Genomic DNA, 25,601 nt, shown 5'->3' with positions numbered 1-25,601 from the left:
TTACGCCCCTCCGTACAGGCCGGTGGGCCGGAACAGCAGAACCAGCGCCATCAGGATATAGATCGACATCGACGCCAGCGCCGACCCGATGGTTGTCGCACTCGACGGGTCCATGAACAGACCAAACAGCAACGGCAACAGCACGCCGCCCAGCGTGTCGGTCATCCCCACCAAAAGGGCGCCGACCAGCGCGCCCTTGATCGAGCCGATGCCACCGATCACGATGACCACGAATGCAAGGATCAACACAGGCTCGCCCATGCCGACCTGCACCGACTGGATCGCGCCCACCAATGCGCCCGCCAGTCCGGCCAGCGCCGCACCCAGCGCGAACACGATGGTATAAAGACGGCTGATGTCCACGCCCAAGGCGCCGATCATCTCGCGGTCACTTTCACCCGCGCGGATCTGGATGCCGATCCGCGTGCGCGCGATCAGCTGGAACAGCCCCACGGCGATCAGCAGCCCGATCACGATGATCAGCAAACGATAGGACGGATAAAGGATGCCACCGGGCAAAGTCACCGGACCGGACAGCGCCGCAGGCACATCCAGATACAGCGGAAATGATCCGAACAGCCACCGCGTGCCTTCGGAAAAGATCAGGATCAGCGCAAAGGTCGCAAGAACCTGATCCAGATGGTCACGGTCATACAGCCTGCGGATCACAACCATTTCGATCACACAGCCCGCCGCGGCCGCCGCAGCCAGCGCCGCCCCCAAGGCCAGCACGAACGATCCGGTCCAGCCCGCCACAGCCGCTGCCGCAAAGGCACCGATCATATAAAGCGAGCCGTGGGCGAGATTGATCAGCCCCATAACCCCGAAAATCAGCGTCAAACCGGCGGCCATCAGGAACAACATAATCCCCGATTGCAGCCCGTTCAGCACCTGTTCGATCAACAACAATGGTGTCATCTGCCAACCCTGCCCTGCGCGACGCAGCGACAAGCCTTTGAAATTTATTATGCTTCAGGAACGGGCTCTGGCAGCGGACCTGCCAGAGCCATTGATCTTACATCTTGCAGTCAGCACCGTAGACATCTGTGTGATCGGTCGCGGCAACGCCGATGATCTTGTTGGTCACGACGTCACCCTCCTTGACCACTTCGCGCATATAGATGTCGTGGATCGGGTGGTGATTTTCCGCAAACGAGAACTTGCCGCGCACCGACTGGAAATCAGCCTCTTCCAGCGCGGCCTGAAACGCCTCGGCGTCGTTCACATCTGCTTTGCCCATTGCCGACATCAGCAAAAGCGCGGTGTCATAGCCTTGAGCCGCATAAAGCGACGGCAGACGACCGTATTCGTCCTGAAACGCCTGCACAAATTCGGCGTTGCCCGGAACATCCAGATCCTTGGACCAATGCGAAGTGTTCTTGACGCCCAATGCGGCCTCGCCAATCGCGCCCAAAATGCCCTGATCAAAACTGAAGGCAGGGCCCATCACGGCCTTGTCCACACCCGAACCCGCCCATTGCTTCATGAACGAGATGCCCATGCCACCCGGCAGGAAAAAATAGACCGTATCGGCGTCAGACGCGCGGATCTGCGCAATTTCGGCAGCGTAATCGGTCTGGCCGAGCTTGGTGTAAACCTCGTTCACGACCTCGCCTTTGAAGGTGCGCTTAAAGCCCGTCATGCCGTCGATGCCCGCCGGATAGTTGGGTGCCATCAGGAACACCTTGCTGATCCCGTTGTCGTTGGCCCAAAGCCCACTCGCCTCGTAGAAGGCGTCGTTCTGCCATGCGACGTTGAAATAGAGCGGGCTACAGCCCTTGCCTGCCAGCGCCGATGGACCGGCATTGGGCGACAGGTAGAATTTGCCCTGCGCCGTCGCCGACGGAACCACGGCCATCGCAAGGTTTGACCAGATGATGCCGGTCAGAACGTCGACATTTTCAGACTGGATCATTTTATCGACCAGTTGCACCGCGATATCGGGCTTTTGCTGGTCGTCTTCGATGATCAGTTCGAGCATGTCGTTGCCCTTGGCCGCCAGCATAAAGCCGTCGCGCACGTCGATGCCCAGTCCGGCACCGCCGCCCGAAAGCGTGGTGATCATGCCAACCTTGACCTTGCCGCCGTGCCCGTCGGCCTGTGCCGCCGTGCCTGCCAGCGCCATGCAGGCTGCTGCTACCAGTGATTTCATCTTCATGTTTGTCTTCTCCCTTGGTGATGGGGTCATTGCGCCCCTTTTATTGTCGTTTGTCGCAGGGTGTCCCATCTTCAGGTCACCCTGCTGCGAGTCCGATATTGCGGATCATCCCACAATTTGTCACGCATCACTGTCTCGATATGTTCCACAGCGGCCATCACGTCGGCCTCGTCGATGTAAAGCGGCGTAAAACCAAAACGCATGATGTCGGGCGCACGGAAATCACCGATCACCCCGCGTGCGATCAGAGCCTGCATCGCGGCATACCCTTGTTCGAACTTGAACGAGACCTGACTGCCACGCTGCGCCGCATCGCGCGGGCTGGCCAGCGTCAGGGCGGGCACGCGCGCCTCGACTTCCCTGATGAAAACCTCTTGCAAGGCGACAGAGGCCTTGCGCACATCGGCCATGTCGACGCCCTCCCAGACCTCCATCGCGGCCTCAAGCGCGGCCAGCTGGATGATCGGCGGCGTGCCCACGCGCATCCGCTCGATCCCGCCAGCGGGGCGGTAATCGGGGTCAAAATCAAACGGCGCATCGTGGCCCAGCCATCCGGCCAGCGCGGGCTGAACATCACCGGCCAGATCGGGCCGCACATAGATGAACGCAGGTGCGCCGGGCCCGCCGTTAAGGTATTTATACGTGCAACCCACCGCCATTTCGCAATTGCTGGCCGCCAGATCGACAGGCACGGCACCGGTGGAATGGGCCAGATCCCAGATCATCACCGCACCGTTGGCATGGGCAATCTCGGTAATCGCCTTCATGTCGTGCTTGCGACCCGTGCGGTAATCCACTTCGGTCAGCATCACGGCGGCAATCTGGTCGTCGATGGCATCCCCCACATCTTCGGGGGCAACGGTTTTCAATTCGAACCCCTGATCCAGCGTGTTGATCAGCCCCTGCACCATATAAAGATCAGTGGGGAAGTTGCCGGTATCACTCAGAATAACCTTGCGGCCGGGCCGCATTTTCAGGGCCGAGGCAACCGCCTGATAGACCTTGATCGACAGCGTGTCGCCCATCACAACCGACCCTTCGGGCGCACCGATCAGGCGGCCAACCTTGTCGCCGATCCGTGCGGGCTGTGCCATCCATCCGGCATCGTTCCAGCCACGGATCAGCATCTGGCCCCATTCGTCGGCAATCATGCCAGACACCCGCGCTTGTGCAGCTTTTGGCAACGGCCCCAACGAGTTACCGTCAAGGTACAAGACACCTTGGGGCAGATCGAACATCTCTTTGCGCAGCACCATTACAACTCTCCTCTGACATGCCAAAGTTCGGGAAACAGCTCGACTTCGAGCATCTTGCGCAGATACGCCACGCCGGAAGTCCCACCCGTGCCGCGTTTGAATCCGATGATACGCTCGACCGTGGTCACATGGTTAAACCGCCAACGGCGAAAGTAATCCTCGAGGTCCACCAGCTTTTCCGCCAGTTCATAGAGTTCCCAATGGGTTGCGGGGTCTTGGTAAACTGTCTTCCACATATCCTGCACCGTCGGATCAGCCGCCCACGCCGCCTGCGAAGGGGCCGCATCGGGCGCTTTGACATCCAGTCGTGCGGCCACCACCGCCAGAGCCACCTGATACAGGCTGGGCTGTGCCAGTTCGGCCTCCAGCGCGGTATGTGCCTCGCTCCGGTGTTCGTGTACCTTTTTCAACGCCACCTGACGATTGCCCAGCAGATATTCAACCATCCGGTATTGATGTGACTGAAACCCCGAGGAATTGCCCAAAGACGGGCGAAACGCGGTGTATTCACTGGGCGTCATCGTGCGCAGCACGTCCCACGCACCGTTCAACTGTTCAAAAATCCGCGCCACGCGGGTCAACATCTTGAAAGCAGGCTGCAATTCTTCTGATGCGATGCGCAGGCGCGCGGTTTGCAATTCGTGAATTGCCAAGCGCATCCACAATTCGGATGTCTGGTGCTGCACGATAAAAAGCATCTCGTCATGGGCATCCGATCGCGGGTGCTGCGCGGTCAGGATCGCGTCCAGCCCCAGGTAATCGCCATAGGACATATCCTTGCTGAAATCGAGTTTTGCGCCGTGGTGGTCTGTCATTCGGTCTCTCTCAATGCAAAGCGTTGGATTTTGCCCGTGGCCGTTTTGGGCAATGCATCCACAAAACGGATGTCGCGGGGGTACTTATAGGGTGCGATGGTCGCTTTCACATGATCCTGCAATGCTTTGATAAGAATTTCATCTTTTGGCACATCACCCGAGACGACGACATGCGCCTGAACGATCTGGCCCCGCGCCTCGTCCGACTTGGCCACAACCGCACATTCCGCAACATCCGGATGCGACAGCAACGCCGCCTCGACCTCGGGGCCTGCAATGTTATAGCCGGCACTAACGATCATATCGTCATTGCGCGCGGCAAAATGCAGATAGCCGTCTTCGTCCATCGTGAAGCTGTCGCCGGTTATGTTCCAGCCATCCTGCACATAATCGGCCTGCCGCGCGTCCGCCAGATAGCGGCAGCCCGTCGGCCCCTGCACCGCCAACCTGCCGACGGTGCCACGCGGCACTTCAACCCCGTCGGCATCCACAACTTTGGCGCGATACCCCGTTACCGGCTTGCCAGTACAGGCGGGCCGGTGATCGTCAAAGCGGTTCGAAATAAAGATATGCAGCATCTCGGTTGCACCAATCCCGTCCAGCATCGGCTTGCCGGTTTTCGCAATCCATTCCTCATAGACCGGTGCAGGCAGCGTTTCACCCGCCGACACGGCGGCCCGCAAGCTGCTCAGATCAGCGCCCTCGTCCATTGCGCGCAACATGGCGCGATAGGCTGTGGGGGCAGTGAAGCACACAGTCGCGCGGTATTTCTCGATGATCTCGATCATGTTCGGCGGCGATGCAGTTTCCAGCAACGTCGCCGCAGCGCCAAACCGCAACGGGAAAATCGCCAGCCCGCCAAGCCCGAAGGTAAAGGCCAGCGGCGGCGAGCCGACAAAGACATCCTCGGGCACCACGCCCAGAACCTCGCGCGCATAACCGTCCGCAATCATCAAAAGGTCGCGGTGAAAATGCATCGTCGCCTTGGGGCTTCCGGTGGTTCCGCTGGTAAACCCCAGCAGCGCCACATCATCGCGCCCCGTTTGCACCGCGTCGAATTTCACCGGCTTTTCCAAAGCCAGCCGGTCCAGCTCTGCCTCGTGGTTGGATGTGCCGTCGAAACCGGTGACGCTGGTCAGATAGTCAGACCCTTCGGCGCAGGCCAGCATCTCGTCCATCAGGCGCGTGTCGCACAGCGCGTGGCTGATCTGCGCCTTGTCCACAATTGCACGCAATTCACCTGCGCGCAGCATCGGCATGGTATTCACCACTACCGCGCCCGCCTTGGTCGCGGCCAGCCAGCACGCCACCATCGCAGGATTATTGGCTGACCGGATAAGGACGCGATTACCAGGCTTTACGCCAAGATCTTCAACCAAAACATGAGCCAATCGGTTGGTCCAATCCGACATCTCTTTGTAGGTCCGTCGCCGCCCGTTGCCAATCAACGCCGTGTGGTCGCCGAAACCTTTGGCCACCATCTCGTCGGTCAGAGCGACACCCACATTCAGCACCTCGGGATAGTCGAACCCTGACATGGCAAACGTGGGCCATTGGTCTTGCGGCGGCAGGTTCCGACGCGAAAACGTATCAATATGTGCTGACGGACCTAACATCATTTGCCTCCTGCGAAATCTGCCAAAGTTTGCCGTGCAATCACAACCTTCTGCACATCCGACGCGCCCTCATAGATGCGTAAAGCGCGGATTTCGCGGTAAAGGCTTTCAACCATCTGCCCGCTGCGCACCCCGTCACCGCCATGCAACTGCACCGCCGCATCAATCACCTTTTGCGCCTGATCCGTTGCAAACAGCTTTGCCATCGCAGCCTCGCGCGTCACCCTTGGTGCGCCGCTGTCCTTGGTCCATGCGGCGCGGTAGACCAACAGCGCAGAGGCATCGATATCAACGGCCATTTCCGCAATATGCCCTTGCACCAACTGCAATTTCGCCAATGCCGATCCCTGCACCTGCCGCGTCGTGACCCGCGTCAATGCTTCGTCCAGCGCGCGACGGGCAAAGCCCAAGGCGGCCGCGGCCACGGTGGACCGGAACACATCCAGCACCGACATCGCGATGCCGAACCCCTTGCCCCGTTCCCCCAGCAGCGCCGAGGCAGGCACCCGGCAATCGTTGAACGTCAGTGTCGCCAGCGGGTGCGGCGCAATCACTTGCAACCGTTCGGTAATCTCTAACCCCGGCGTGTCTGCGGGCACCACAAAGGCCGACAACCCACGCGCGCCTGGCACATCCTCGGACCGTGCAAAAACGGTATATACGTCTGCAATACCGCCGTTGCTGATCCATGTTTTTTGTCCATTCAGAACATATTCATCCCCATCCATCACCGCTGTCATGGTGGAACTTGCCACATCCGAACCAGATTGCGGCTCTGTCAGGGCAAAGGCCGAAATCGCCCGCCCCGTGCGTGTCAGCGGCAGCCAAGCCGCCTTTTGTGCCTCGGTCCCGAACAACGAGATCGCACCCGTGCCCAGCCCTTGCATGGCAAAGGCAAAATCGGCCAAACCGTCATGGCGCGCCAGCGTTTCGCGGATCAGACATAAGGTGCGCACATCCAGATCGCCGCCGGTGTGCTGTAACCAGCCCGCATCGCCCAGTGCGGCCACCAGACTGCGGCAGGCCACGTCGACATCGGAATGATCCACCGGCAGGTTTGCGGCACACCATGTATCAAGATCATCGGCCAAAGCCTTGTGGCGCGCTTCAAAAAACGGCCAGATCAGAAACGATCGGTCAGACATATCAACAGGCCTTTCTTTTCTGGTTCAACACGGTCACGCTGGTGGCTCCCATGCTCAATCTCCTTCGAAAACGGGGCGGTCTTTGGCGACAAAGGCGCGGTAGGCGCGCTCGAAATCAGCCGTCTGCATACAAATCGCCTGCGCCTGCGCTTCGGCCTCGATCGCCTGATCCAGCGACATCGACCATTCCTGCGCCAACATGGTTTTGGTCATCATATGGGCAAAATTCGGCCCCGCCGCGATTTGCACCGCCAGTTCGCGTGCCGACGTCTCCAGCGTGTCAGCAGCGACAAGACGGTTGAAAAATCCCCACTTTTCACCCTCTTCCGCGCTCATCGACCGACCGGTATAAAGCAGTTCCGCCGCGCGGCCCTGACCGATGATGCGGGGCAACATCGCGCAAGCGCCCATGTCGCAGCCCGCCAGCCCAACGCGCGTGAACAGAAAGGCGGTCTTGGCTTCGGGCGTACCGATCCGCAGGTCGGAGGCCATCGCGATGATCGCACCGGCACCGACGCAGATGCCGTCGATGGCCGCGATCACCGGTTTGCCGCAGCCCAGGATTGCCTTGACCAGATCGCCGGTCATCCGCGTGAACCGCAGCAGTTCCTTCATGTTCATTTTGGTTAAAGGGCCAATAATATCATGCACATCCCCGCCAGAGCTGAAGTTGCCACCGTTCGACGCAAACACCACCGCATGCACGTCGTCGACATAGTGCAGATCGCGAAACCAGTCGCGCAATTCGGCGTAGCTGTCAAAGGTCAGCGGGTTCTTCCGGTCGGGACGGCTGAGCCGCACGGTGGCGATGCCATCAGCAATCTCGCATTCAAAATGGGTTACGTCAGAGCGCATGGGTCATCTCCTCTTTGTCTTGGGTTTCGGCCAGACGCATCAGGCGCGTGGCAAGGCTTCGGGCCTCGTCGGCGGTAAAATCGCCCAACATTTCGTCGATCCAACCCTCGTGGGCCTGTGCCTGACGGGCGAATTCGGCCAGCCCGTCTTCGGTCATCCGAACCATCATTGCGCGGCGGTCCCTCGGAACTGGCACGCGCACAGCCAGCCCTTCTTCTTCCAGCCGATCCACGATGCCGGTGACATTGCCGTTGGACACGCGCAGCACGCCGGACAGCGCGCTCATTTTCAGTCCCTCGGGGTGACGTGACAGGGCAGCCATCATGTCAAAGCGGGGCAGCGTGGTTTTGAATTCACGGCGCAGCGCTTCGCGCAGGCGCGCCTCGATGCCGCGCGTGACTTTCAGCAGACGCAACCACAGGCGCAAGCGGTCCTTGGCCGTGGTCATATCTCGCCGCCCGAAACCGACAGCGTGTGGCCATTGACCATCGACGCACCTTCGGAGGCAAGGAAGGTCACTGCCGCCACGACTTCGTCCACAGTGATCATGCGCCGCATCGGGTTGCCCGAGGTGATACGCGCTGTTGCCTCTTCTTCGCTGATTTTGAACCGTGCGGCGACGCCTTGCACAGCCGCTTCGCCCATCGGAGTGTCCACGAAACCGGGGCAGACCGCGTTGCAGGTGATGCCGTCGCGCGCAACTTCGGTGGCCAGCGCCCGCACCAGCCCGATCACCCCGTGTTTCGCCGCCACATAGGCCGAGATATTCGGCCCGCCCTGCAAGCCTGCAGTCGACGCGATGGCGATCAACCGCCCGCCGCGTGTCATGGTCTGCAAGGCCGCGCGAAAGGTCAGGAAAGTGCCTGTCAGGTTCACGTCAACAGTGCCCTTGAAAACATCCAGCGGCATGTCGCGCATTTTCATCGACTTACCCGCACCAGCGTTGGCAACCACTACATCGTAAGGCTTGGAAAACAGCGCCGCCACCGATGCCTCGTCGGTCACGTCGCAGGTCAGGCAGGTCATGCCACGCCCGCCATCCGTCTCTTGCAATGCGTCCATCCGGCGGCCCGCGATGGTCACCGCGTCGCCCGCGTCTGCCATAGCGCGCGCGATCCCGCGCCCGATGCCCGACCCGCCACCCGTGATCAAAACCTGTCTCATACGCGTTCCTCTGTCTCTGCCGCACGGTCCGCCAGCCGCCAAAGCTGGTCGCGGCCCGGGCCATAGGGTTGTGGCCAAATGGCCTGTCTGTCACCGATCCGCGCGGCTTCGCGCAGGGTCCAATAGGGGTCGGCCAGATGCGGCCGCGCAAGACAGACCAGATCGGCACGGCCCGCCATCAGGATCGAATTGACGTGATCGGCCTCGAAGATATTGCCCACCGCCATGGTTTTTACACCTGCATCGTTGCGAATACGGTCGGACATCGGTGTCTGGAACATGCGGCCATAGACGGGGCGCCCTTCGGTGCTGGTCTGGCCTGCGCTGACGTCGATGATATCGGCGCCTGCTGCGGTAAAGGCGCGGGCGATGTCCACGGCTTGCTCGGGCGTCACACCCATGTCGTGCCAGTCGGTGGACGAAATCCGCACAGCCATCGGTTTGTGTGCAGGCCACACCGCACGCATCGCGGTGAAGACTTCCAAAGGATAGCGCAGGCGGTTGTCCAGCGTCCCGCCATAAGCATCGTCGCGGGTGTTCGACAGCGGCGAGATAAAGGACGAGATCAGATATCCGTGCGCTGCGTGCAGTTCGATCATGTCAAAGCCTGCGCGTTCGGCCATTCGGGCCGCTGCAACGAATTGCGCCGTCACAGTGTCCATATCTTCGCGCGTCATTGCGCGGGGCGTTGCATTGCCGTCAGACCACGGTAGCGCGCTGGCCGAAATCAGCGGCCAGTTGCCCGAAGGCAGCGGCGCGTCCATGGTTTCCCACCCCACCTGTGTCGACCCCTTGCGACCCGCGTGCCCAATCTGGCAGCAAATCGCGGCACCGGTTTCGGTGTGGACAAAATCCACCAGCCGCTTCCACGCGGCCTCGTGTTCGGGCGCATAGAGCCCCGGACAGCCCGGTGTGATCCGACCCTGTGCCGATACGCATGTCATTTCGGTATAGACCAGCCCCGCGCCGCCCTTGGCGCGTTCGCCATAGTGGATCAGGTGCCAGTCGGTCGGGCAGCCATCCACGGCCTTGTACTGCGCCATCGGTGAAACCACGATCCGGTTGGCCAGCATCAGGTCGCGCAATTTCAGCGGTGCGAACATCGGCGCGCGGGGCGCGGTCTTTGCAGCCCCCGCCTGTTCCATAAACCAGCCTTCGGCATCGGCCAGCCATTTCGGGTCACGTTCACGCAGGTTTTCGTGGCTGATACGTTGTGACCTTGTCAGCATCGAGTAATTCAACTGCACCGGGTCCATGTCCAGATACCGCTCTACATCCTCGAACCACTCCAATGAGTTGCGGGCCGCCGATTGCAGGCGCAGCACTTCCAGCCGCCGCGCGGCCTCATAGTCGGTGAATGCTTTGCCGAGGTCCGGCTCGTTCACCACCGCTTCGGCCAGTTTCGCGGCGGATTCCAGCGCCAGCTTGGTCCCCGACCCGATCGAGAAATGCGCCGTGGCCGAGGCGTCGCCCAGCAGGACGACATTTTCATGGTGCCATGTCTCGCACAGCACACGCGGGAATTTGATCCAGGCCGAACCACGCACATGATTGGCGTTGGACATCAGCGCATGGCCGTCCAGATGGTCTGCAAATATCCGCTCGCAGGTCGCGATACTCTCCTCTTTGCTCATGCTGTCAAAGCCGAAGGCGTCATAAGTCGCCTGCGAACATTCCACGATGAACGTCGCGGTGTCGGGGTCGAATTGATAGGCGTGCGCCCAGACCCAGCCATGTTCCGTCTTCTCGAAGATGAAGGTGAAGGCGTCGTCGAATTTCTGATGCGTGCCCAGCCAGACAAAGGGGCAACGGCGCACGTCGATGTCGGGTTTGAACGTGTCCTGAAATTCAAGCCGCGTCTTTGAGTTCAGCCCGTCGCAGGCAACCACAAGGTCGTAATCATCCATATAGGCGCTGGCACTGGCCACTTCGGTTTCGAACTGTAGATCGACACCCAGATCGCGGGCGCGCGTCTGCAGCAGGCTGAGCAGCGTCTTGCGTCCGATACCGCAGAAACCGTGGCCAGTGCTGACGATCCGCTGGCCTTTGTGGTGCAGGGCGATGTCGTCCCAATAGGCGAAATGCTGACGGATGGTTTCGGCGCTGACCGGATCATTGGCGGCCAGATTGCCCAGCGTTTCATCTGACAGAACCACGCCCCAGCCAAAGGTGTCATCGGGTTTGTTCCGCTCGATCACAGTAACCTGCGCGTTCGGGTCGCGCAGTTTCAGCGAAATGGCAAAGTACAGTCCGGCAGGACCGCCCCCGAGGCAGATAGCGCGCATAAGTTTCTCCCTGAACCAAGCAAGGATGAGGCTAGGGGTGATTCTATTTTATTTCAAGCAAATATATTTTAGGTATGAAATATATTCTGCAAACCGCCGCGATTGCACAAAAGATACCCGCATCCGATCGCCCGCAGAACCGAAAAAACTTGCTGAAATGCCCGCACCGGCCTATCAATCTGCAACGCTCATGGAGACTTTATGACCTGTTAAAGTGGGGATGCACAGCGCGGGCCATATCCGGTCCAAGACCACGAGAGTTCACCACGATGACACGAGACTATTCCGGCTTCCTGCCCCTTACGGGATCGACCACCCCAACCAAACGCGCACCGACACCTTTGGAGATGCTGGGGTGGAAGCCATTTTTCAGCCAGCAAACCAACATCGAAGACCTTGCCACGACGCCGCCCGTGCGCGTCACCGAAGTGCATCGTTCGGGCCTGCGCGTTCTGGGCGATGGTATTGACACCACAATCCCGCCGGGGCCAGAGGCGACCGTTGGCGACTGGTTCTTGCTGGACCAGACCAACCCCGCAAACAGCACCCTGCTGGACCGCATCAGCCTGTTCGAGCGCCGCGCGGCAGGGCATGATCGCAAACGGCAGATGATTGCGGCCAACGTCGACACGGTTTTTATCGTGACGTCCTGCAACAGGGATTTCAACGTCGCGCGGCTGGAACGCTTTGTGGCACTGGCCTTCGAGGCGCAGGTGACCCCTGTGATTCTGCTGACCAAGACGGACCTTAGCGAGGATACCGCACCATTCCTTGATGCGGCCCGCGCTATTTCCAACCGCGTCGTGGTCGAGGCGCTGAATGCCAAAAGCGAAGAGCCGATTGCAAGGCTTGCAAGCTGGTGCACACCCGGTCAGACCGTCGCCTTTTTGGGATCGTCGGGCGTGGGCAAATCGACGCTGGTCAACGCCCTGTTTCGAAACGCAGTGGCCGACACAGGCGCCGTTCGTGAAGACGACAACAGGGGGCGCCACACCACAACCCATCGCCAGCTGCACTTTACCGCGCACGGGTGTGCCGTACTGGACACGCCGGGGATGCGAGAACTGCAATTGACGGATGTCGAGGACGGTATCGCCGAGGTTTTTGATGATCTGGTAACATTGGCGAGCCAATGCCGTTTCAACGACTGCGCCCACGAGACCGAACCGGGCTGTGCCGTCAGGCAAGCGCTGGAAAATGGCGTGATCGACGCGCCACGGCTTGCACGGTGGCGAAAGCTGGCCGCCGAAGAGCGGTTCAACACCTCCACGCTCGCCCAACGCAAGGCGCAAGACCGATCATTTCACAAAAAAGCCAAATCCGCCCAGCAGAAAAAGAAATGGTAAGGCATTGAGCTAAAAGACCAGACCGGTGCCGCAGGCCCCCCCTGCACACCGCCCTCACTTCGTCGCCATCAACGCCCCCAGCACCGCCCGCGCGTGTTCGGCAATTGGCACCGGCCTGCGGTTGATGCGGTCCACGTTCACATGCACAAAGCGCCCTTCGGCGGCGGGGCTGTCTTCGTCGTTGCGGAACAATCCGATCTCGTAATGCACCGAAGACCCGCCCAGACGCGCCACACGGATACCTGCATGGATCACATCGGGAAAGGCCAGTTCGCCGTGATAGACGCATCCGGTTTCAACCACCAGAAACACGGTTTCGCTGGTTTTCAGGTCCAGCACACCCTGTTCGATCAGGTGGCCGTTTACGGCGGTGTCGAACAGCTGATAGTGCATGGCGTTGTTCATGTGGCCATAGGTGTCATTGTCCAGCCAGCGCGTGGTGATGACAGAAAACGCGGTGTAATCGGCCCGCGTGCCTGGTTTCGGGCGGTTCACCATGCGGCCTCGTAGATGGCTTGGGCGTCTGCCTCGTCCAGCGGGCGCGGATTGTTGACCAGCAGGCGGGTCTGATTCATCGCGTCGCGGGCAAGCATCGGCAGGTCATCCTGCCCGATACCCACGTCACGCAGGCCCTTTTGCAGACCGCAGCGGGTGGACAGGTCTTGCAGCGCATCGGCAAAGGCAGTCGCCGCCGCCTGCCCCTCAAGTCCCGCCAGATCGGGAAAGGTAATGCCCGCCAGCTCGGCATAGAGCGTGGGCGCCGTCACCGCGTTGAAGCGCAGCACATGCGGCAGCACAAGCGCGTTAGACAGCCCGTGCGGCACCTTGAAATGGCCACCGATGGGATAGGCCAGCGCGTGCACCGCCGCCACCGGGCTGTTGGCAAAAGCCTGCCCCGCCAGCAGCGACCCCAGCAGCATGTCGCCACGTGCGGCCATGTCGTGCGGCTCTTTCACCGCGCGCTCCAGCGCCCCGCCCATCAGGCGCAGCGCCTCGACCGCCAGCGCGCGACTGACGGGGTTGTTGTTCGGGGACGCACTGGCATAGCTTTCAATGGCGTGCACCATCGCGTCGATGCCGGTGGCGGCTGTCACATGGGCAGGCAGGTCGCGGGTCAGTTCGGGGTCCAGCAGGGCCACATCGGGGATGATCAGCGGGCTGACGACGCCCATCTTTTCAGAGGCGCCTGTGGTCACGATGCTGATCGGGGTGACTTCCGATCCGGTGCCCGAGGTGGTCGGCACCGCAATCAACGGCAGACGCGGCCCCTTGGCCATGCCGACACCATAGCAATCGGCCAGCGTCTCGCCCGAACAGGCCAGAAGGGCGGCCAGCTTGGCCACGTCGATCGACGATCCACCGCCAAGCCCGATCACACCGTTCATACCCTTGGCTGCCTCGGTGGCCTGCAAAATCACCACCTCGGGCGGGTCGGCTTTGACATCCGCAAACACGGTCACGGTCACGCCAGCCGTCTTTAGCGAGGCCAGTGCGCGATCGACAATGCCAGTGGCCATCATGCCCGGATCGGTGACCAAAAGAACACTTGCCCCACAGGTAGCGCGGGCCATGTCGCCCAGTTGCTCCAGCAGCCCATCGCCCATGCGGATGCTGGGGGTGGTGTTGAATGTGAATGGTGTCATTGGTCTATCCTGCGTCTGCCAGCAGGTCATCGAACAAAGCCTGCTGCTGTTTCATCTTGGCGCCCATTGCGCGGGTCAGATCATCGGGGCGCAACATGCCTGCGTTCCATGTGGCGATCTGGTCCAACCCGTCGGTTACCGAATGGTCGCGAGCATAGGTCACCGCCTGTTTGATACCGGCCACAGCCAACGGCGACCGCGCTGCAATCAGCTGCGCCATGTCCAGTGCGGCAGCAATCACCGCATCACGGTCGGCGTGGATGGCATTGACGATGCCCCAGCCCTTGGCCTCGTCCGCCGAGAACCGCCGTCCGGTGTAGGCCAGTTCGCGCACCACACCGGGGGCCATCAGCTTGGGCATACGTTGCAGCGTGCCCACGTCTGCGGCCATCCCGATGTTGATTTCTTCGATGCCAAAGGACGTATCGCCGGTACACAGACGCACATCGCAAGCGGTGATCAGATCAATACCACCGCCCAAGCATGCCCCGTGGATTGCGGCAATCACCGGGACGCGCATCTCTTCCGGCGCACTCAAAGACGCTTGTAGTTTCAGCACCAGCTTGCGCATTGCATAGGCCGCACGCCCCGGTTCCTGTCCTGTCAGTTCCATGATGCCCTGAAACGCCGCCAGATCCATCCCTGCGGTAAAGTGTTTGCCCCGCCCCGAGATCACCACACAGCGTACGCCCGGATCGGTGTCCAGTGCAGCGGCAATGCGTGGCAGGTCGTCCCAAAAGGCGGGCGTCATGCTGTTGGCCTTGGCCGCGTTGTCCATTTCGATATGGGCCACGCCATCCGCCACCGAGACGGCGAAAAAGGTCGAAGTTAACGGATCGGTCATGCAAAGCTCCTCTTGCCAGCGGGCGCATGGTGCCTTGATCGCGGCGGCAGTGTCCAGACGGGCAAAGGCCCTCAAGGCTGCGTGACGCTGCGATATCTGGCCGCGATCAGGGTAAAATCGGACCACAGGCGCGATGATTTCCCCACCTGCCCTTGCCCTGTGCCCCCGCGCGCGTTTAAGTTTCGTGTAAAGAAATCCGCTTTACGCGCGATAATTTCGGGCAACCGCACCACTGACCCAGGAGCCCAGTGCATGGACAACAGCAAAATCCGCAATATGGAGCAGTTCGCCCGCGTCAGTGGCATTTCACGCCCCACGGTGTCGAAATATTTCAACGATCCGGCCAGCGTGCGCCCCAAGACACGCACCCGCATCGAAAAGGCGCTGGAACAATACGATTATCGACCCAACATTTTCGCGGTAAACCAGAACCGCCGCCTGACCAAGAATATCGGGATCGTGGTGCCCTATCTGGCTGATCCGTTCTTTGCCGAGATTGCGCGCAATATCGAACAGCGGTGCATGCAGGCCGGTTTTTGGCCCACCCTGTTCAGTGCTCACGGTGACAGCGCCCTGGAAGTGGAAATTCTGGACAGCCTGCGTTCGTTGAAACCGGCAGGCGTGTTGCTAGCCCCGCTTGGCCGCGCATCGGACCGCGCCGCGATCGAAAAGTTTTGCGACGACGTGCCAACGGTTCTGTTCGACAGCAACATCGACGGTGTGGGCGATGCCTTTATCGGGTCGGACAACCTGCAATTCGTCAAGCTGAGCGTGGAATACCTTTGCCGCACCGGCGATGCCCCGTGTTTTTTCGAAATGCCGCCGGTGAACCCGAACGCCAACAAACGGCGCAACGGCTATATTCAGGCAATGGAGGCAAACGGCTTTGCGCCGCAAGTGATCCGCGTCGACGGCGAGGGCTGGGGCTTTGAACAGGTCGGTTATCGCGGCGGGCTGGATGTGATCGACCGCGGGTTGCTGACATCCGACACCGTATTGTGCAGCAACGACCGTCTGGCTATCGGCTTTCTGGCCGCCTGCTATGAACGCGGCCTGCGCGTAGGCCGAACCAAGGATTGCGTCCTACGGGTGGCGGGCCACGACGACCATCCGTTCTCGCGATTCGGCTGTCCGCCGCTGACCACCATCGCACAGGATTACGAAAAAATATCCGAGCGAAGCGTCGAGGCATTGTTCCATTTGATCGAGGGCGGACGCACCACAGAGCCTCGAATTGAAAGCCTTTTTGAGGGGAAACTGGTCATGCGCGCCTCGGCGTGATGCGCTTGGGCATCTCTCAATTTTGTTTACGCGCGTAAAGTTTTTATTGACTCCGCGCGCAGTTGTTTGCTTCACTCTGCGGCAAGCATCCAAACACCAGGGAGGAAACCGGATGACCATCAAAACCGCATTTTGTGCGGCGAGCGCGCTTGCGCTGGCCACGGCAGGCGGCGCATTTGCCGACAGCCACACCACAACCCTTACCATTGCAACAGTGAACAACGGCGACATGGTCCGCATGCAAGGCCTGACCGAAGATTTCACTGCAAAAAACCCCGACATTGCTCTTGAATGGGTCACACTGGAAGAAAACGTGCTGCGCCAGCGCGTGACCCAGGACATCGCCGCCAACGGGGGCCAGTTCGACGTGATGACCATCGGCACCTACGAGGTTCCGATCTGGGGCGCGCAAGACTGGCTGGTGTCCCTGAACGACCTGCCCGCCGAATGGGACGCAGATGACATTCTGCCCGCCATGCGCGGCGGTCTGACCGTCGACGGCGAATTGTACGCCGCACCCTTCTATGGCGAAAGCTCGATGGTGATGTACCGCAAAGACCTGATGGAAGCCGCGGGCATGGAAATGCCCGACGCGCCCACATGGGACGACATCAAAGCCGCAGCCGAAGCGATGACCGACAAGGATGCCGAAGTCTATGGCATCTGCCTGCGCGGCAAAGCCGGCTGGGGCGAGAACATGGCGTTCCTGAGTGCTATGGCCAACTCCTACGGCGCGCGCTGGTTCGATGAAGAGTGGAAACCCCAATTTGACACCGACGCATGGAACGCGACGCTGACCGATTATCTGGAGTTGATGAACAACTACGGCCCTCCGGGTGCGTCCACCAACGGGTTCAACGAAAACCTGTCGCTGTTCCAACAGGGCAAATGCGGCATGTGGATCGACGCCACTGTGGCGGCGTCCTTTGTGACCAACCCCCAAGATTCGACCGTGGCCGATCAGGTCGGTTTCGCGCTGGCACCTGACAACGGTTTGGGCAAACGCGGCAACTGGCTTTGGGCATGGTCGCTGGCGATCCCCGCAGGATCGGATTCGGTTGATGCGGCCAAAAAGTTCGTCGCTTGGGCCACCAGCAAGGAATACACCGCACTGGTTGCCGAAAACGAAGGCTGGGCAAACGTCCCTCCGGGCACGCGCACCTCGCTGTACGAGAACGAAGCCTATACCTCTGCCGCACCTTTTGCCGAAATGACGCTGAATTCGATCAACTCGGCTGACCCGAAAAATCCTGCCGTGGACCCCGTGCCCTATACAGGTGTCCAGTTCGTTGCGATTCCCGAATTTGCAGGCATCGCCACACAAGTGGGTCAGGAATTCTCGGCCGCTCTGGCGGGTCAGCAAACCGCCGAAGAAGCGCTGGAAAAAGCGCAGGCACTGACCACGGACGAAATGGAAGCCGCAGGCTACTAAACGTCCCTTCCAAGACCTCGGGGGACGGTCTGGACCGTCCCCCGAACCTTCGCCCCCACCCTCTGACCGTATTGCCACTCCCTCATGGCACACACTGGCAAGGAGAACCCGATGGCCACCAAAGCATCCCGATCCGCCGCACGTCTGATGATGGCCCCCGCCGTGGTCCTGCTTTTGGGCTGGATGTTGGTGCCACTGTGCATGACCTTGTATTTTTCGTTCAAGAAATACCTGCCCCTGCGCGGCGGTGATCTGGGCTGGGTCGGCTTTGACAACTATGTGCGCTTTTTCAGCTCTTCGGCCTTTTGGCCCTCGGTGCAGGCCACGCTGGTGATTGTTGGCGGTGTGCTGGCCATTACGGTTGTCTTTGGCATTCTGCTGGCGATCCTGCTGGATCAGCCGATGTGGGGACAGGGCATCGTGCGTATTCTGGTCATTGCCCCGTTTTTTGTGATGCCGACCGTGTCGGCGCTGGTGTGGAAGAATATGTTCATGGACCCCGTGAACGGGTTGTTCGCCCACCTTTGGAAATTCTTTGGCGCCACGCCTGTCGAATGGCTCAGTCAGGCGTCGATGACGTCGCTGATCATCATCGTGGCTTGGCAGTGGCTGCCCTTTGCCACGCTGATCCTGCTGACCGCAATCCAGTCGCTGGACAGCGAACAGCTTGAGGCCGCCGAAATGGACGGCGCCCCGGCCCTGTCGCGCTTTGGCTATATCACTTTGCCCCACCTCAGCCGTGCAATCACGGTGGTGGTGCTGATCCAAACCATTTTCCTGCTGTCGATCTTTGCCGAGATATTCGTAACCACCCAAGGGTCGTTCGGCACCAGAACCCTGACCTATCTGGTGTACCAGCGCGTGCTGGAAAGCCAGAATGTCGGCCTGGGCTCGGCGGGTGGCATCTTTGCCGTCATTCTCGCCAATATCATCGCCATCTTCCTGATGCGCATCGTCGGCAAAAATCTGGACGCATGAGGTAGATCATGGCACGCAACGTCACCAACCAACGCAAGCTCATCAACACCGTCGCCGCATGGGCGGTGGGTCTTCTGATCTTCTTTCCGATCCTGTGGACCATCCTGACCAGCTTCAAAACCGAAGCGACGGCCATCGCCGATCCGCCGGTGTTCCTGTTCTTTGACTGGACGCTGGACAACTACCGCGTGGTGCAGGAACGCTCGGATTACATGCGGTTCCTGTGGAACTCGGTCATTATCGCGGGCGGTTCGACCTTTCTGGGCATCCTTGTGGCGGTGCCTGCGGCGTGGTCGATGGCCTTTGTGCCATCGGCGCGCACCAAGGACATCCTGTTGTGGATGCTGTCGACCAAGATGCTGCCAGCGGTGGGCGTTTTGTACCCGATCTATCTGATTTTCATCAAGATGGGCCTGCTGGACAGCCGTGTCGGCCTGACGATTGTATTGATGCTGATCAACCTGCCGATCATCATCTGGATGCTGTACACATATTTCCGCGAAATTCCCGGCGAAATTCTGGAAGCGGCAAGGATGGACGGGGCCTCGCTGAAAGAGGAAATCCTCTATGTACTGACGCCGATGGCCATCCCCGGCATCGCATCCACCGTGCTGCTGAACATCATTCTGGCGTGGAACGAAGCGTTTTGGACGCTGAACCTGACCGCCGCCAACGCCGCACCGCTGACCGCGTTCATCGCCAGCTACTCCAGCCCCGAGGGGCTATTTTACGCCAAGCTCTCTGCCGCGTCGACAATGGCCATCGCACCGATCCTGATTTTGGGCTGGTTCAGCCAGAAACAACTGGTGCGCGGCCTGACCTTTGGCGCTGTGAAATAAGGAAAAGAACAATGGGACAGATCACGCTTCAACAGGTCACCAAGAAATTCGGCGACGTGCAGGTCATTCCGCCGCTGGACCTGACCATCGAGGACGGCGAATTTACCGTCTTTGTCGGCCCGTCGGGCTGCGGCAAGTCAACGCTGCTGCGACTGATCGCAGGGCTTGAGGATATCACATCGGGCACCATCCTGATCGACGGGGACGATGCCACCGCGATCTCGCCGGCCAAACGCGGGCTGGCGATGGTGTTCCAGTCCTATGCGCTTTATCCGCATATGTCGGTGCGCAAGAACATCGCATTTCCCATGCGCATGGCGGGCGTCGACAAGGCCGAACAGGACCGCCGCATTGAACAGGCAGCCACGGCGCTGAACCTGACCGACTACCTTGACCGCCGTCCCGGCCAGTTGTCGGGCGGCCAGCGTCAGCGGGTTGCCATTGGCCGTGCCATCGTGCGCGAACCTGCGGCCTTCCTGTTTGACGAGCCGCTATCGAACCTTGATGCCGCCCTGCGGGTCGGCATGCGGTTGGAAATCTCCGAACTGCACAAGCGTCTTGAGACCACGATGATCTATGTTACACACGATCAGGTCGAAGCGATGACCATGGCCGACAAGATCGTGGTGCTGCGTGCCGGACATATCGAACAGGTTGGCAGCCCGCTGGATCTGTACCGCACGCCACGCAATGTCTTTGTCGCGGGCTTTATCGGATCGCCCAAGATGAACCTGATCGACGGGCCAGAGGCCGCCAAACACGACGCCCGGACCATCGGCGTGCGCCCCGAACATATCGACGTGGTCGAAGCGGACGGCTTGTGGCAGGGCCGTGTCGGCGTGGCCGAACACCTTGGCTCGGACACATTCTTTCACGTCCACGACACCGGACTGGCCGAGATGCTAACCGTGCGCGTGGCGGGCGAAGTGAACCTGCGCCACGGGGATACGATCCATCTGACCCCGCGCGCGGACCAAATCCACCGTTTTGACGACAAGGGCCTTCGTATCCAATGACCAGACTAAACGGAAAATGCGCCCTGATTACGGGCGCAGCGCGTGGCATCGGCCTTGCCTTTGCGCAGGCCTATGTGGCCGAAGGCGCGCGTGTAGCGATTGCGGACATCGACATCGACCGCGCGCGCCGTGCCGCCGCCGACATCGGCGCAGCGGCGATTGCTGTGCATATGGACGTGACCGATCAGGCCAGCATCGACAGTGCTGTGGCCGAAACCACCGCAACGCTGGGCCAGATCGACATCCTGATCAACAACGCGGCCATCTTCAGCGCCGCCCCCGTCACCGAAATCACCCGCGCCGATTTTGCCCGCACTTTCGACATCAACGTCGCAGGCACCCTGTTCACGCTGCAAGCCGTGGCGAAGCACATGATCGCGCGTGGCGGCGGTGGCAAAATCATCAACATGGCCAGTCAGGCAGGACGCCGCGGCGAACCGCTGGTGGCGGTCTACTGCGCCACCAAAGCGGCGGTCATCAGCCTGACCCAATCGGCAGCATTGAACCTGATCGAACACGGTATCAACGTCAACGCCATCGCCCCCGGCGTGGTGGACGGCGAACATTGGGACGGGGTCGATGCGTTCTTTGCCAAATACGAGGGCAAAGCACCGGGCCAGAAAAAACGTGAAGTGGGCGCCGCCGTGCCGCACGGTCGCATGGGCACCGCCGCCGATCTGACAGGCATGGCCGTGTTTCTGGCCAGTTCCGACGCCGATTACATCCTCGCGCAGACCTACAACGTTGACGGTGGCCAATGGATGAACTGACGCCGTTGCGTGATGCAACACTGGCCGATCTGCCGGGGGTTGTCTCGGTCCCTACCTACGACCGTGCAAATTTGACGCCGGGGATCGTACACATCGGGCTGGGCAACTTTCACCGTGCGCATCAGGCGTGGTATCTGCACCGTCTGATGCAGGACGGGCTGGCCCACGACTGGGCCATCATCGGTGCCAGCGTGCGCAAGGCCGACGCCCCCCAGCGCGACAGGCTGCTGGCGCAGGATTGCCTGACCACGCTGATCGAACTGGACCCATCGGGTGTCTCTGCCGAAGTCGTGGGGCCAATGATCGGCTATCTGCCCATCGAGGATGACAACGCCGCACTGATCGCCCAAATGGCCAATCCCGCGATCCGTATCGTTGCGCTGACTGTGACCGAGGGCGGTTATTACATTGATCCGGTCACGGGGGGCTTTGATGCGGCCCATTCCGACATGCAGCATGACGCCGCCTATCCTGACACGCCCCGCACCGCCTTTGGCGCGATGATCGCGGCCCTGCGCCTGCGCCGCGATGCGGGCACCGGTCCGTTTACGGGACAAAGCTGTGACAACCTGCAAGGCAATGGCGCGATCCTGCGGCAAACCGTGGTGTCGCTGGCGCGGCTTGGTGATCCGGCGCTGGCCGACTGGATCGACGAAAATGCCAGCTTTCCCAACACGATGGTCGATTGCATCGTGCCCGCCACCGGCCCTGCCGAACTGGCACTGGCCCGCGCCCAAGGTATCGACGACGCGGCCCCCGTGACCCACGAGAACTTTCGCCAATGGGTGATCGAAGATGATTTTTGCGCAGGTCGTCCCGACTGGGACCGCGCAGGAGCAACCTTTTCGGATCAGGTACACGTCTATGAAGCGATGAAAATTCGCATGTTGAACGCGGGCCACCAACTGCTGGCAAATGCGGGTGAAATCCTGTCAGTGCCGACCATTTCGGACTGTATGGCACACCCTGCCATCGCGGGTTTCTTTGCCCGTGTCGAGCATGAGGAGATTGCACCGCACGTCCATGCTGTTCCGGGCATGACGCCTGTCAACTACGCCGCGCTGATTTCCGAACGTTTTGCCAACACCGCGATTGTCGACACCACCCGCCGCGTCGCCTTTGACGGATCGTCGCGACACACCGGATTTTTGCTTCCGGTCCTGCGAGACGGGTTGACCACTGGCACGCCGGTAGAAGGGCTGGCGCTGGCCGAAGCATTGTGGGCGCGCATGTGCGAGGGCACCCGCGAAGATGGCACCGAAATTGCGCCCAACGATCCGCATTGGACCGCCCTGCAAACCGCTGCCAAGGCCGCACGAGACGACCCCGCCGCGTGGTTGGCGCAGCGCCAGTTTTACGGTGATCTTGCCGACACGCCTGCCTTTGCGCAGCCCTTTGGGCGCTGGCTGGGAATGGTCTGGCAGGACGGGGCCGTGGCGGCGTTGACCGCCTATGTCAAAGGTTAATGCAGGGTCGCAGCCTCCGGTCTGGACATCTCCAGATCGCGAGGCGCTGCGGGGTGCATGCAGCGCAGCCCCAGCCCGAAATCCGTCGCCAGCGACGTAATCTGCGGCGCAATATCAGCGCGTACAAGCAGGGTGGCAATCAGCATCGCATCCTCTTGCGCGCCGGTGGCGGCACAGGCGATGAAATTGGCAAAACACGCTTCGTCCGCGCCCAGACATTTGCATTCGACCGCATGGCGCATCAGCGGGCGGCGACCATGGCGAGCGCACAGATTGCACAGCTGCTCAAAGGCCTGAAGCGTCCGCCTGCCCCGATCCCGGCCCAATGTCCGGCTGAGATCGCTCCACAACATCGCCTGCCCGTCCGGTCCATCGCTCCACAGGCGCAAATATATGACGCTCGCGGCTTCAACCCCGTCCAGTTCGATCAAAAGGCCGACGGCAGCGCCCCCGCGTCCGTTTGCACGCCCGCTCATTTTGTCAAAATCAATTTACCCGCGCGGGTGATGCGCAGAGTGTAAACCTGACCATCCAGCACGATGCGTGCCTGATCTGCCCCGTCAGTCAACGTGCGCGCATCGTGCGTGGGTGCGGTGTCGTTCATCTCGGGCTTGGTTGTGGTGGTCAGCGTCCGCTTGCCAGAGCGGTGATCGGCGGTGTCGTACATTCTGTCGATTCTGTTTTCCATGCGCATGGCTCTGTCCCTTTGTCTTTCAACCGTCGGGCTGGCCCGATGCGAGACTCGGGGTGGCTGGACCTCTATCACAATACCTGAGTGATTTAATCGGATTTGTCAAATACAGAAATTAAGGCGACAGGTTTGTTTTGGCTTTGCTACAGGCAGGTATCAGCGCATAGGGCACCGCCCCACAGCAAGCGGGCGCCAGAATGCCGGTATTTGACAAATCAGAGCGTGGAGGGTGTTCAGACGCGCGTCGGGGTAAGCCGCCTTTGCCATATGGCTAACGGTCTCGCCCGCAGGCAACGCGCCCTTTTGACCGTAGCGGCAAGCCCGCGTGCCTAGCGCCCCTTGATGCGGATCGAAAAGCTGCGCTGCGCGCCTTGCGGTGGTGGCGGAAATGGACCGGCGCGGCGCACCAGATCCAGGGCCGCCTGATCCAGCTGGGCCGAACCGGAACTGGCCGACACACGGGCCCCCGTCAGCCCGCCATTGCCCGCAACGGTAAAGGCAATGGTCGCCGACCCGCGGCTGCTGGTGCGGGGACGTCTGAGACGGGCAATACGCGCCATCACCTGACCGGGATAGTTGCTGGCGGCGGCATTTGCCGCTTTGGCGGCTTCGGACGCCCTGCGATTGGCAGCCGCTTTGGCTTCGGCGTTGGCTTGGCCGTCCGTCGTACCCGCTTTGGCGGCGGTCTTTGCATTGCCTTTGGGCGGTGGTTTTCTTGGTGCCGGCTTTGCTGCGGGTTTCGGCTTGGGTGCCATCGCCTCGACCGATTTGGGGCGCAACGCTGGGCGGCGCGAAACTTGGGTTGCGGCCTCGTCAGGCAAGGGTTGCTGAACCTGCGGCGTCACGGGCGGCGCCGTCTGCGGCGCTTCGGTGGCTTGCAGTGGCGATGTGGGTTCGGACGCAAGGGGAACCGCAAGATCCGGCTGCGCGGGCGCTGGCGTGGCCTCGACCGGCGCGGCAAGCGCCTGTTGCACCGGCGGCTCGGGCGGTTGCGTGGCAGGTTCGGGCGGTTGCTCCGCAGGGTCGGCCTGTTGCGTGACCGGCTCGGCCACCTCTTGCACCGTCTCGACTGCTTCGGGTGTCATCACCCCCGCTGCCATATCGGCAAAGCTGTTGCCCAGTTCGGCCACCGTTGCCTGTGCGCCACCTTCGACCTGCGCCATCTCTTCCTTGCCCGTAAGGCTGAAGATCGCAGCGTGTGCGGCAACTGAACAGCCCAGAAACAACAGGGCGATTTTCCAAGACCGACGAATCATTGCAGCGCCTTTTCTGTCACGATGACGACACGCGCGGCCCCTGCGGCACGCAAGGCGCGCGCGGTTTCGATAACGACATGTGCCGAAGCGGCGCGGTCGGGGATCATCCGCGCGGTGTCGGCGGCTGCCGGAACTGCGGCAAAAAAGCCAGCGACATCCACCGGCTGACCACGATGCGTCAGCGTACCATCTGCCCCGATCACCAGCGCATCGGCAGGTGCCTCGCCCTGAAGATTGGCGGTCTCCACCAGCTTAAGCTCGGGATCGAGGGGAGCTGCTAATGTCCCCGCCACCATGAAAAACACCAGCATCAGAAACACGATGTTGATCAATGCAATCGTCGGTTCACGTTCGGATTTCTTACGCCGCACTCTCATGACGCCCCCATTACACTGACCGCCAGATCGGGGACACCGCGCACCGCAACCAGGATGTCCGTCATCGTTTGCGCGTCCACATCCGACATCAGGTTCACCAGCAAAACCAACGGCTTGCCCGTTTGCAAATCCCGCAATCGCGGGGCCAGTTCGTCGACGCCCAATGCTGCACCGTTCAGTGTCAGCCCATCGGGGGTTGCGCGCAAAAACGCCATTGTCTGATCGCCAGAGGCCGACGCCCCGCCGGATGCGGCCTGCACTTCGACCTCGGCGAATTTGGAAAAAGTCGAGGACAGCATAAAAAACAACAGCAGCAAAAAGATGACGTCGATCAGCGACGTCATCGACAACTTCCGCCGCTGTCGTGT

The 25,601-nt window shown here is 60.8% G+C and carries 26 protein-coding genes; 8 read left to right on the top strand and 18 right to left on the bottom strand.

Features of this window, described 5'->3' with window-relative positions:
- From SULPSESMR1_RS04670 to SULPSESMR1_RS04625, 10 genes are all read right to left on the bottom strand, one after another.
- Nucleotides 1-918, bottom strand: a complete 918-nt coding sequence (locus SULPSESMR1_RS04670; RefSeq protein WP_089422150.1) for a branched-chain amino acid ABC transporter permease — start codon at nt 916-918, stop codon at nt 1-3.
- 97 nt (nt 919-1,015) lie between these two features.
- A complete protein-coding gene (locus SULPSESMR1_RS04665) occupies nt 1,016-2,158 on the bottom strand; it encodes an ABC transporter substrate-binding protein (RefSeq protein ID WP_089419769.1) in 1,143 nt (380 codons plus the stop codon).
- A gap of 71 nt (nt 2,159-2,229) precedes the next feature.
- Nucleotides 2,230-3,414 carry a kynureninase gene (kynU, locus tag SULPSESMR1_RS04660; RefSeq protein ID WP_089419768.1) on the bottom strand — a complete coding sequence of 395 codons (1,185 nt, stop codon included), beginning with the start codon at nt 3,412-3,414 and terminating at the stop codon, nt 2,230-2,232.
- Nucleotides 3,414-4,229, bottom strand: a complete 816-nt coding sequence (locus SULPSESMR1_RS04655) for a tryptophan 2,3-dioxygenase (protein ID WP_089419767.1) — start codon at nt 4,227-4,229, stop codon at nt 3,414-3,416. The genes kynU and SULPSESMR1_RS04655 overlap by 1 nt, the downstream gene beginning before the upstream one ends.
- Nucleotides 4,226-5,845 (bottom strand): AMP-binding protein, encoded by a 1,620-nt coding sequence (locus SULPSESMR1_RS04650; RefSeq protein WP_089419766.1) that lies wholly within the window; start codon nt 5,843-5,845, stop codon nt 4,226-4,228. The genes SULPSESMR1_RS04655 and SULPSESMR1_RS04650 overlap by 4 nt, the downstream gene beginning before the upstream one ends.
- Nucleotides 5,845-6,990 (bottom strand): acyl-CoA dehydrogenase family protein, encoded by a 1,146-nt coding sequence (locus SULPSESMR1_RS04645; protein WP_089419765.1) that lies wholly within the window; start codon nt 6,988-6,990, stop codon nt 5,845-5,847. Before SULPSESMR1_RS04645 ends, SULPSESMR1_RS04650 begins: the two co-directional genes overlap by 1 nt.
- Nucleotides 6,991-7,044: 54 nt before the next feature.
- A complete protein-coding gene (locus SULPSESMR1_RS04640) occupies nt 7,045-7,845 on the bottom strand; it encodes an enoyl-CoA hydratase family protein (protein WP_089419764.1) in 801 nt (266 codons plus the stop codon).
- Nucleotides 7,835-8,293 carry a MarR family winged helix-turn-helix transcriptional regulator gene (locus SULPSESMR1_RS04635; RefSeq protein ID WP_089419763.1) on the bottom strand — a complete coding sequence of 153 codons (459 nt, stop codon included), beginning with the start codon at nt 8,291-8,293 and terminating at the stop codon, nt 7,835-7,837. The genes SULPSESMR1_RS04640 and SULPSESMR1_RS04635 overlap by 11 nt, the downstream gene beginning before the upstream one ends.
- Complete coding sequence (locus tag SULPSESMR1_RS04630) at nt 8,290-9,009, bottom strand: SDR family NAD(P)-dependent oxidoreductase (RefSeq protein WP_089419762.1); 720 nt, start codon at nt 9,007-9,009, stop codon at nt 8,290-8,292. The genes SULPSESMR1_RS04635 and SULPSESMR1_RS04630 overlap by 4 nt, the downstream gene beginning before the upstream one ends.
- A complete protein-coding gene (locus tag SULPSESMR1_RS04625) occupies nt 9,006-11,294 on the bottom strand; it encodes a bifunctional salicylyl-CoA 5-hydroxylase/oxidoreductase (protein ID WP_089419761.1) in 2,289 nt (762 codons plus the stop codon). Before SULPSESMR1_RS04625 ends, SULPSESMR1_RS04630 begins: the two co-directional genes overlap by 4 nt.
- A gap of 269 nt (nt 11,295-11,563) precedes the next feature.
- Here SULPSESMR1_RS04625 and rsgA point away from each other — a divergent pair, with 269 nt between their 5' ends.
- The gene (gene rsgA / locus SULPSESMR1_RS04620) at nt 11,564-12,640 is read left to right on the top strand and encodes a ribosome small subunit-dependent GTPase A (RefSeq protein WP_089419760.1); all 1,077 of its coding nucleotides are present in this window, start codon (nt 11,564-11,566) and stop codon (nt 12,638-12,640) included.
- 54 nt (nt 12,641-12,694) lie between these two features.
- Here rsgA and SULPSESMR1_RS04615 read toward each other — a convergent pair whose 3' ends face one another.
- From SULPSESMR1_RS04615 to SULPSESMR1_RS04605, 3 genes are read right to left on the bottom strand one after another with little or no spacing between them, the layout of a single operon-like run.
- The gene (locus tag SULPSESMR1_RS04615; protein WP_089419759.1) at nt 12,695-13,138 is read right to left on the bottom strand and encodes an acyl-CoA thioesterase; all 444 of its coding nucleotides are present in this window, start codon (nt 13,136-13,138) and stop codon (nt 12,695-12,697) included.
- Nucleotides 13,132-14,283, bottom strand: coding sequence for an iron-containing alcohol dehydrogenase (locus SULPSESMR1_RS04610; RefSeq protein ID WP_089419758.1), 1,152 nt, complete (start codon nt 14,281-14,283; stop codon nt 13,132-13,134). Before SULPSESMR1_RS04610 ends, SULPSESMR1_RS04615 begins: the two co-directional genes overlap by 7 nt.
- Nucleotides 14,284-14,287: 4 nt before the next feature.
- Nucleotides 14,288-15,127, bottom strand: coding sequence for a crotonase/enoyl-CoA hydratase family protein (locus SULPSESMR1_RS04605; protein ID WP_089419757.1), 840 nt, complete (start codon nt 15,125-15,127; stop codon nt 14,288-14,290).
- A 252-nt stretch (nt 15,128-15,379) separates the two neighbouring features.
- Here SULPSESMR1_RS04605 and SULPSESMR1_RS04600 point away from each other — a divergent pair, with 252 nt between their 5' ends.
- The 7 genes from SULPSESMR1_RS04600 (at nt 15,380) to SULPSESMR1_RS04570 (ending at nt 22,909) form a co-directional block, all read left to right on the top strand.
- Nucleotides 15,380-16,408, top strand: a complete 1,029-nt coding sequence (locus SULPSESMR1_RS04600) for a LacI family DNA-binding transcriptional regulator (RefSeq protein ID WP_089419756.1) — start codon at nt 15,380-15,382, stop codon at nt 16,406-16,408.
- A gap of 112 nt (nt 16,409-16,520) precedes the next feature.
- Nucleotides 16,521-17,840: an ABC transporter substrate-binding protein gene (locus SULPSESMR1_RS04595; RefSeq protein ID WP_089419755.1), complete on the top strand. Its 1,320-nt coding sequence runs from the start codon at nt 16,521-16,523 to the stop codon at nt 17,838-17,840.
- Between the two features lie 111 nt (nt 17,841-17,951).
- Entirely contained in the window at nt 17,952-18,818 is an 867-nt protein-coding gene (locus SULPSESMR1_RS04590; RefSeq protein ID WP_089419754.1) for a carbohydrate ABC transporter permease, read from the top strand.
- 8 nt (nt 18,819-18,826) lie between these two features.
- The gene (locus SULPSESMR1_RS04585) at nt 18,827-19,657 is read left to right on the top strand and encodes a carbohydrate ABC transporter permease (RefSeq protein WP_089419753.1); all 831 of its coding nucleotides are present in this window, start codon (nt 18,827-18,829) and stop codon (nt 19,655-19,657) included.
- An 11-nt stretch (nt 19,658-19,668) separates the two neighbouring features.
- Nucleotides 19,669-20,673 (top strand): ABC transporter ATP-binding protein, encoded by a 1,005-nt coding sequence (locus tag SULPSESMR1_RS04580; RefSeq protein ID WP_089419752.1) that lies wholly within the window; start codon nt 19,669-19,671, stop codon nt 20,671-20,673.
- Nucleotides 20,670-21,443: an L-iditol 2-dehydrogenase gene (locus SULPSESMR1_RS04575; RefSeq protein WP_089419751.1), complete on the top strand. Its 774-nt coding sequence runs from the start codon at nt 20,670-20,672 to the stop codon at nt 21,441-21,443. Before SULPSESMR1_RS04580 ends, SULPSESMR1_RS04575 begins: the two co-directional genes overlap by 4 nt.
- Entirely contained in the window at nt 21,431-22,909 is a 1,479-nt protein-coding gene (locus SULPSESMR1_RS04570; protein ID WP_089419750.1) for a mannitol dehydrogenase family protein, read from the top strand. Before SULPSESMR1_RS04575 ends, SULPSESMR1_RS04570 begins: the two co-directional genes overlap by 13 nt.
- Here SULPSESMR1_RS04570 and SULPSESMR1_RS04565 read toward each other — a convergent pair.
- The 5 genes from SULPSESMR1_RS04565 to SULPSESMR1_RS04545 all read right to left on the bottom strand — a co-directional run bounded on the left by SULPSESMR1_RS04565 (nt 22,906) and on the right by SULPSESMR1_RS04545 (nt 25,577).
- Entirely contained in the window at nt 22,906-23,385 is a 480-nt protein-coding gene (locus SULPSESMR1_RS04565; RefSeq protein WP_089419749.1) for a hypothetical protein, read from the bottom strand. The two genes, SULPSESMR1_RS04570 and SULPSESMR1_RS04565, sit on opposite strands and share 4 nt — an antisense overlap.
- Nucleotides 23,382-23,513 carry a hemin uptake protein HemP gene (hemP, locus tag SULPSESMR1_RS04560; protein WP_089422149.1) on the bottom strand — a complete coding sequence of 44 codons (132 nt, stop codon included), beginning with the start codon at nt 23,511-23,513 and terminating at the stop codon, nt 23,382-23,384. Before hemP ends, SULPSESMR1_RS04565 begins: the two co-directional genes overlap by 4 nt.
- Nucleotides 23,514-23,929: 416 nt before the next feature.
- Nucleotides 23,930-24,856, bottom strand: coding sequence for an energy transducer TonB family protein (locus SULPSESMR1_RS04555; RefSeq protein WP_089419748.1), 927 nt, complete (start codon nt 24,854-24,856; stop codon nt 23,930-23,932).
- On the bottom strand, nt 24,853-25,233 hold the full coding sequence (locus tag SULPSESMR1_RS04550; RefSeq protein WP_089419747.1) for an ExbD/TolR family protein: 381 nt from the start codon (nt 25,231-25,233) through the stop codon (nt 24,853-24,855). The genes SULPSESMR1_RS04555 and SULPSESMR1_RS04550 overlap by 4 nt, the downstream gene beginning before the upstream one ends.
- A complete protein-coding gene (locus SULPSESMR1_RS04545) occupies nt 25,230-25,577 on the bottom strand; it encodes a biopolymer transporter ExbD (protein ID WP_240311262.1) in 348 nt (115 codons plus the stop codon). The genes SULPSESMR1_RS04550 and SULPSESMR1_RS04545 overlap by 4 nt, the downstream gene beginning before the upstream one ends.
- Between the last annotated feature and the right edge of the window lie 24 nt (nt 25,578-25,601).

This window comes from Pseudosulfitobacter pseudonitzschiae (assembly GCF_002222635.1).
Taxonomy (GTDB): Bacteria; Pseudomonadota; Alphaproteobacteria; order Rhodobacterales; family Rhodobacteraceae; genus Pseudosulfitobacter; species Pseudosulfitobacter pseudonitzschiae_A.
The sequence above is the reverse complement of the archived record's forward strand: the minus strand, read 5'-3'. Positions and strand labels throughout refer to the sequence as shown.

Bases quoted from the DNA above. Each gene is read 5' to 3' on its own strand.
- SULPSESMR1_RS04670 (WP_089422150.1), bottom strand. From the start codon at position 918: ATGACACCATTGTTGTTGATCGAACAGGTGCTGAACGGGCTGCAATCG.
- SULPSESMR1_RS04665 (WP_089419769.1), bottom strand. From the start codon at position 2,158: ATGAAGATGAAATCACTGGTAGCAGCAGCCTGCATGGCGCTGGCAGGC.
- kynU (WP_089419768.1), bottom strand. From the start codon at position 3,414: ATGGTGCTGCGCAAAGAGATGTTCGATCTGCCCCAAGGTGTCTTGTAC.
- SULPSESMR1_RS04655 (WP_089419767.1), bottom strand. From the start codon at position 4,229: ATGACAGACCACCACGGCGCAAAACTCGATTTCAGCAAGGATATGTCC.
- SULPSESMR1_RS04650 (WP_089419766.1), bottom strand. From the start codon at position 5,845: ATGTTAGGTCCGTCAGCACATATTGATACGTTTTCGCGTCGGAACCTG.
- SULPSESMR1_RS04645 (WP_089419765.1), bottom strand. From the start codon at position 6,990: ATGTCTGACCGATCGTTTCTGATCTGGCCGTTTTTTGAAGCGCGCCAC.
- SULPSESMR1_RS04640 (WP_089419764.1), bottom strand. From the start codon at position 7,845: ATGCGCTCTGACGTAACCCATTTTGAATGCGAGATTGCTGATGGCATC.
- SULPSESMR1_RS04635 (WP_089419763.1), bottom strand. From the start codon at position 8,293: ATGACCACGGCCAAGGACCGCTTGCGCCTGTGGTTGCGTCTGCTGAAA.
- SULPSESMR1_RS04630 (WP_089419762.1), bottom strand. From the start codon at position 9,009: ATGAGACAGGTTTTGATCACGGGTGGCGGGTCGGGCATCGGGCGCGGG.
- SULPSESMR1_RS04625 (WP_089419761.1), bottom strand. From the start codon at position 11,294: ATGCGCGCTATCTGCCTCGGGGGCGGTCCTGCCGGACTGTACTTTGCC.
- rsgA (WP_089419760.1), top strand. From the start codon at position 11,564: ATGACACGAGACTATTCCGGCTTCCTGCCCCTTACGGGATCGACCACC.
- SULPSESMR1_RS04615 (WP_089419759.1), bottom strand. From the start codon at position 13,138: ATGGTGAACCGCCCGAAACCAGGCACGCGGGCCGATTACACCGCGTTT.
- SULPSESMR1_RS04610 (WP_089419758.1), bottom strand. From the start codon at position 14,283: ATGACACCATTCACATTCAACACCACCCCCAGCATCCGCATGGGCGAT.
- SULPSESMR1_RS04605 (WP_089419757.1), bottom strand. From the start codon at position 15,127: ATGACCGATCCGTTAACTTCGACCTTTTTCGCCGTCTCGGTGGCGGAT.
- SULPSESMR1_RS04600 (WP_089419756.1), top strand. From the start codon at position 15,380: ATGGACAACAGCAAAATCCGCAATATGGAGCAGTTCGCCCGCGTCAGT.
- SULPSESMR1_RS04595 (WP_089419755.1), top strand. From the start codon at position 16,521: ATGACCATCAAAACCGCATTTTGTGCGGCGAGCGCGCTTGCGCTGGCC.
- SULPSESMR1_RS04590 (WP_089419754.1), top strand. From the start codon at position 17,952: ATGGCCACCAAAGCATCCCGATCCGCCGCACGTCTGATGATGGCCCCC.
- SULPSESMR1_RS04585 (WP_089419753.1), top strand. From the start codon at position 18,827: ATGGCACGCAACGTCACCAACCAACGCAAGCTCATCAACACCGTCGCC.
- SULPSESMR1_RS04580 (WP_089419752.1), top strand. From the start codon at position 19,669: ATGGGACAGATCACGCTTCAACAGGTCACCAAGAAATTCGGCGACGTG.
- SULPSESMR1_RS04575 (WP_089419751.1), top strand. From the start codon at position 20,670: ATGACCAGACTAAACGGAAAATGCGCCCTGATTACGGGCGCAGCGCGT.
- SULPSESMR1_RS04570 (WP_089419750.1), top strand. From the start codon at position 21,431: ATGGATGAACTGACGCCGTTGCGTGATGCAACACTGGCCGATCTGCCG.
- SULPSESMR1_RS04565 (WP_089419749.1), bottom strand. From the start codon at position 23,385: ATGAGCGGGCGTGCAAACGGACGCGGGGGCGCTGCCGTCGGCCTTTTG.
- hemP (WP_089422149.1), bottom strand. From the start codon at position 23,513: ATGAACGACACCGCACCCACGCACGATGCGCGCACGTTGACTGACGGG.
- SULPSESMR1_RS04555 (WP_089419748.1), bottom strand. From the start codon at position 24,856: ATGATTCGTCGGTCTTGGAAAATCGCCCTGTTGTTTCTGGGCTGTTCA.
- SULPSESMR1_RS04550 (WP_089419747.1), bottom strand. From the start codon at position 25,233: ATGAGAGTGCGGCGTAAGAAATCCGAACGTGAACCGACGATTGCATTG.
- SULPSESMR1_RS04545 (WP_240311262.1), bottom strand. From the start codon at position 25,577: ATGACGTCGCTGATCGACGTCATCTTTTTGCTGCTGTTGTTTTTTATG.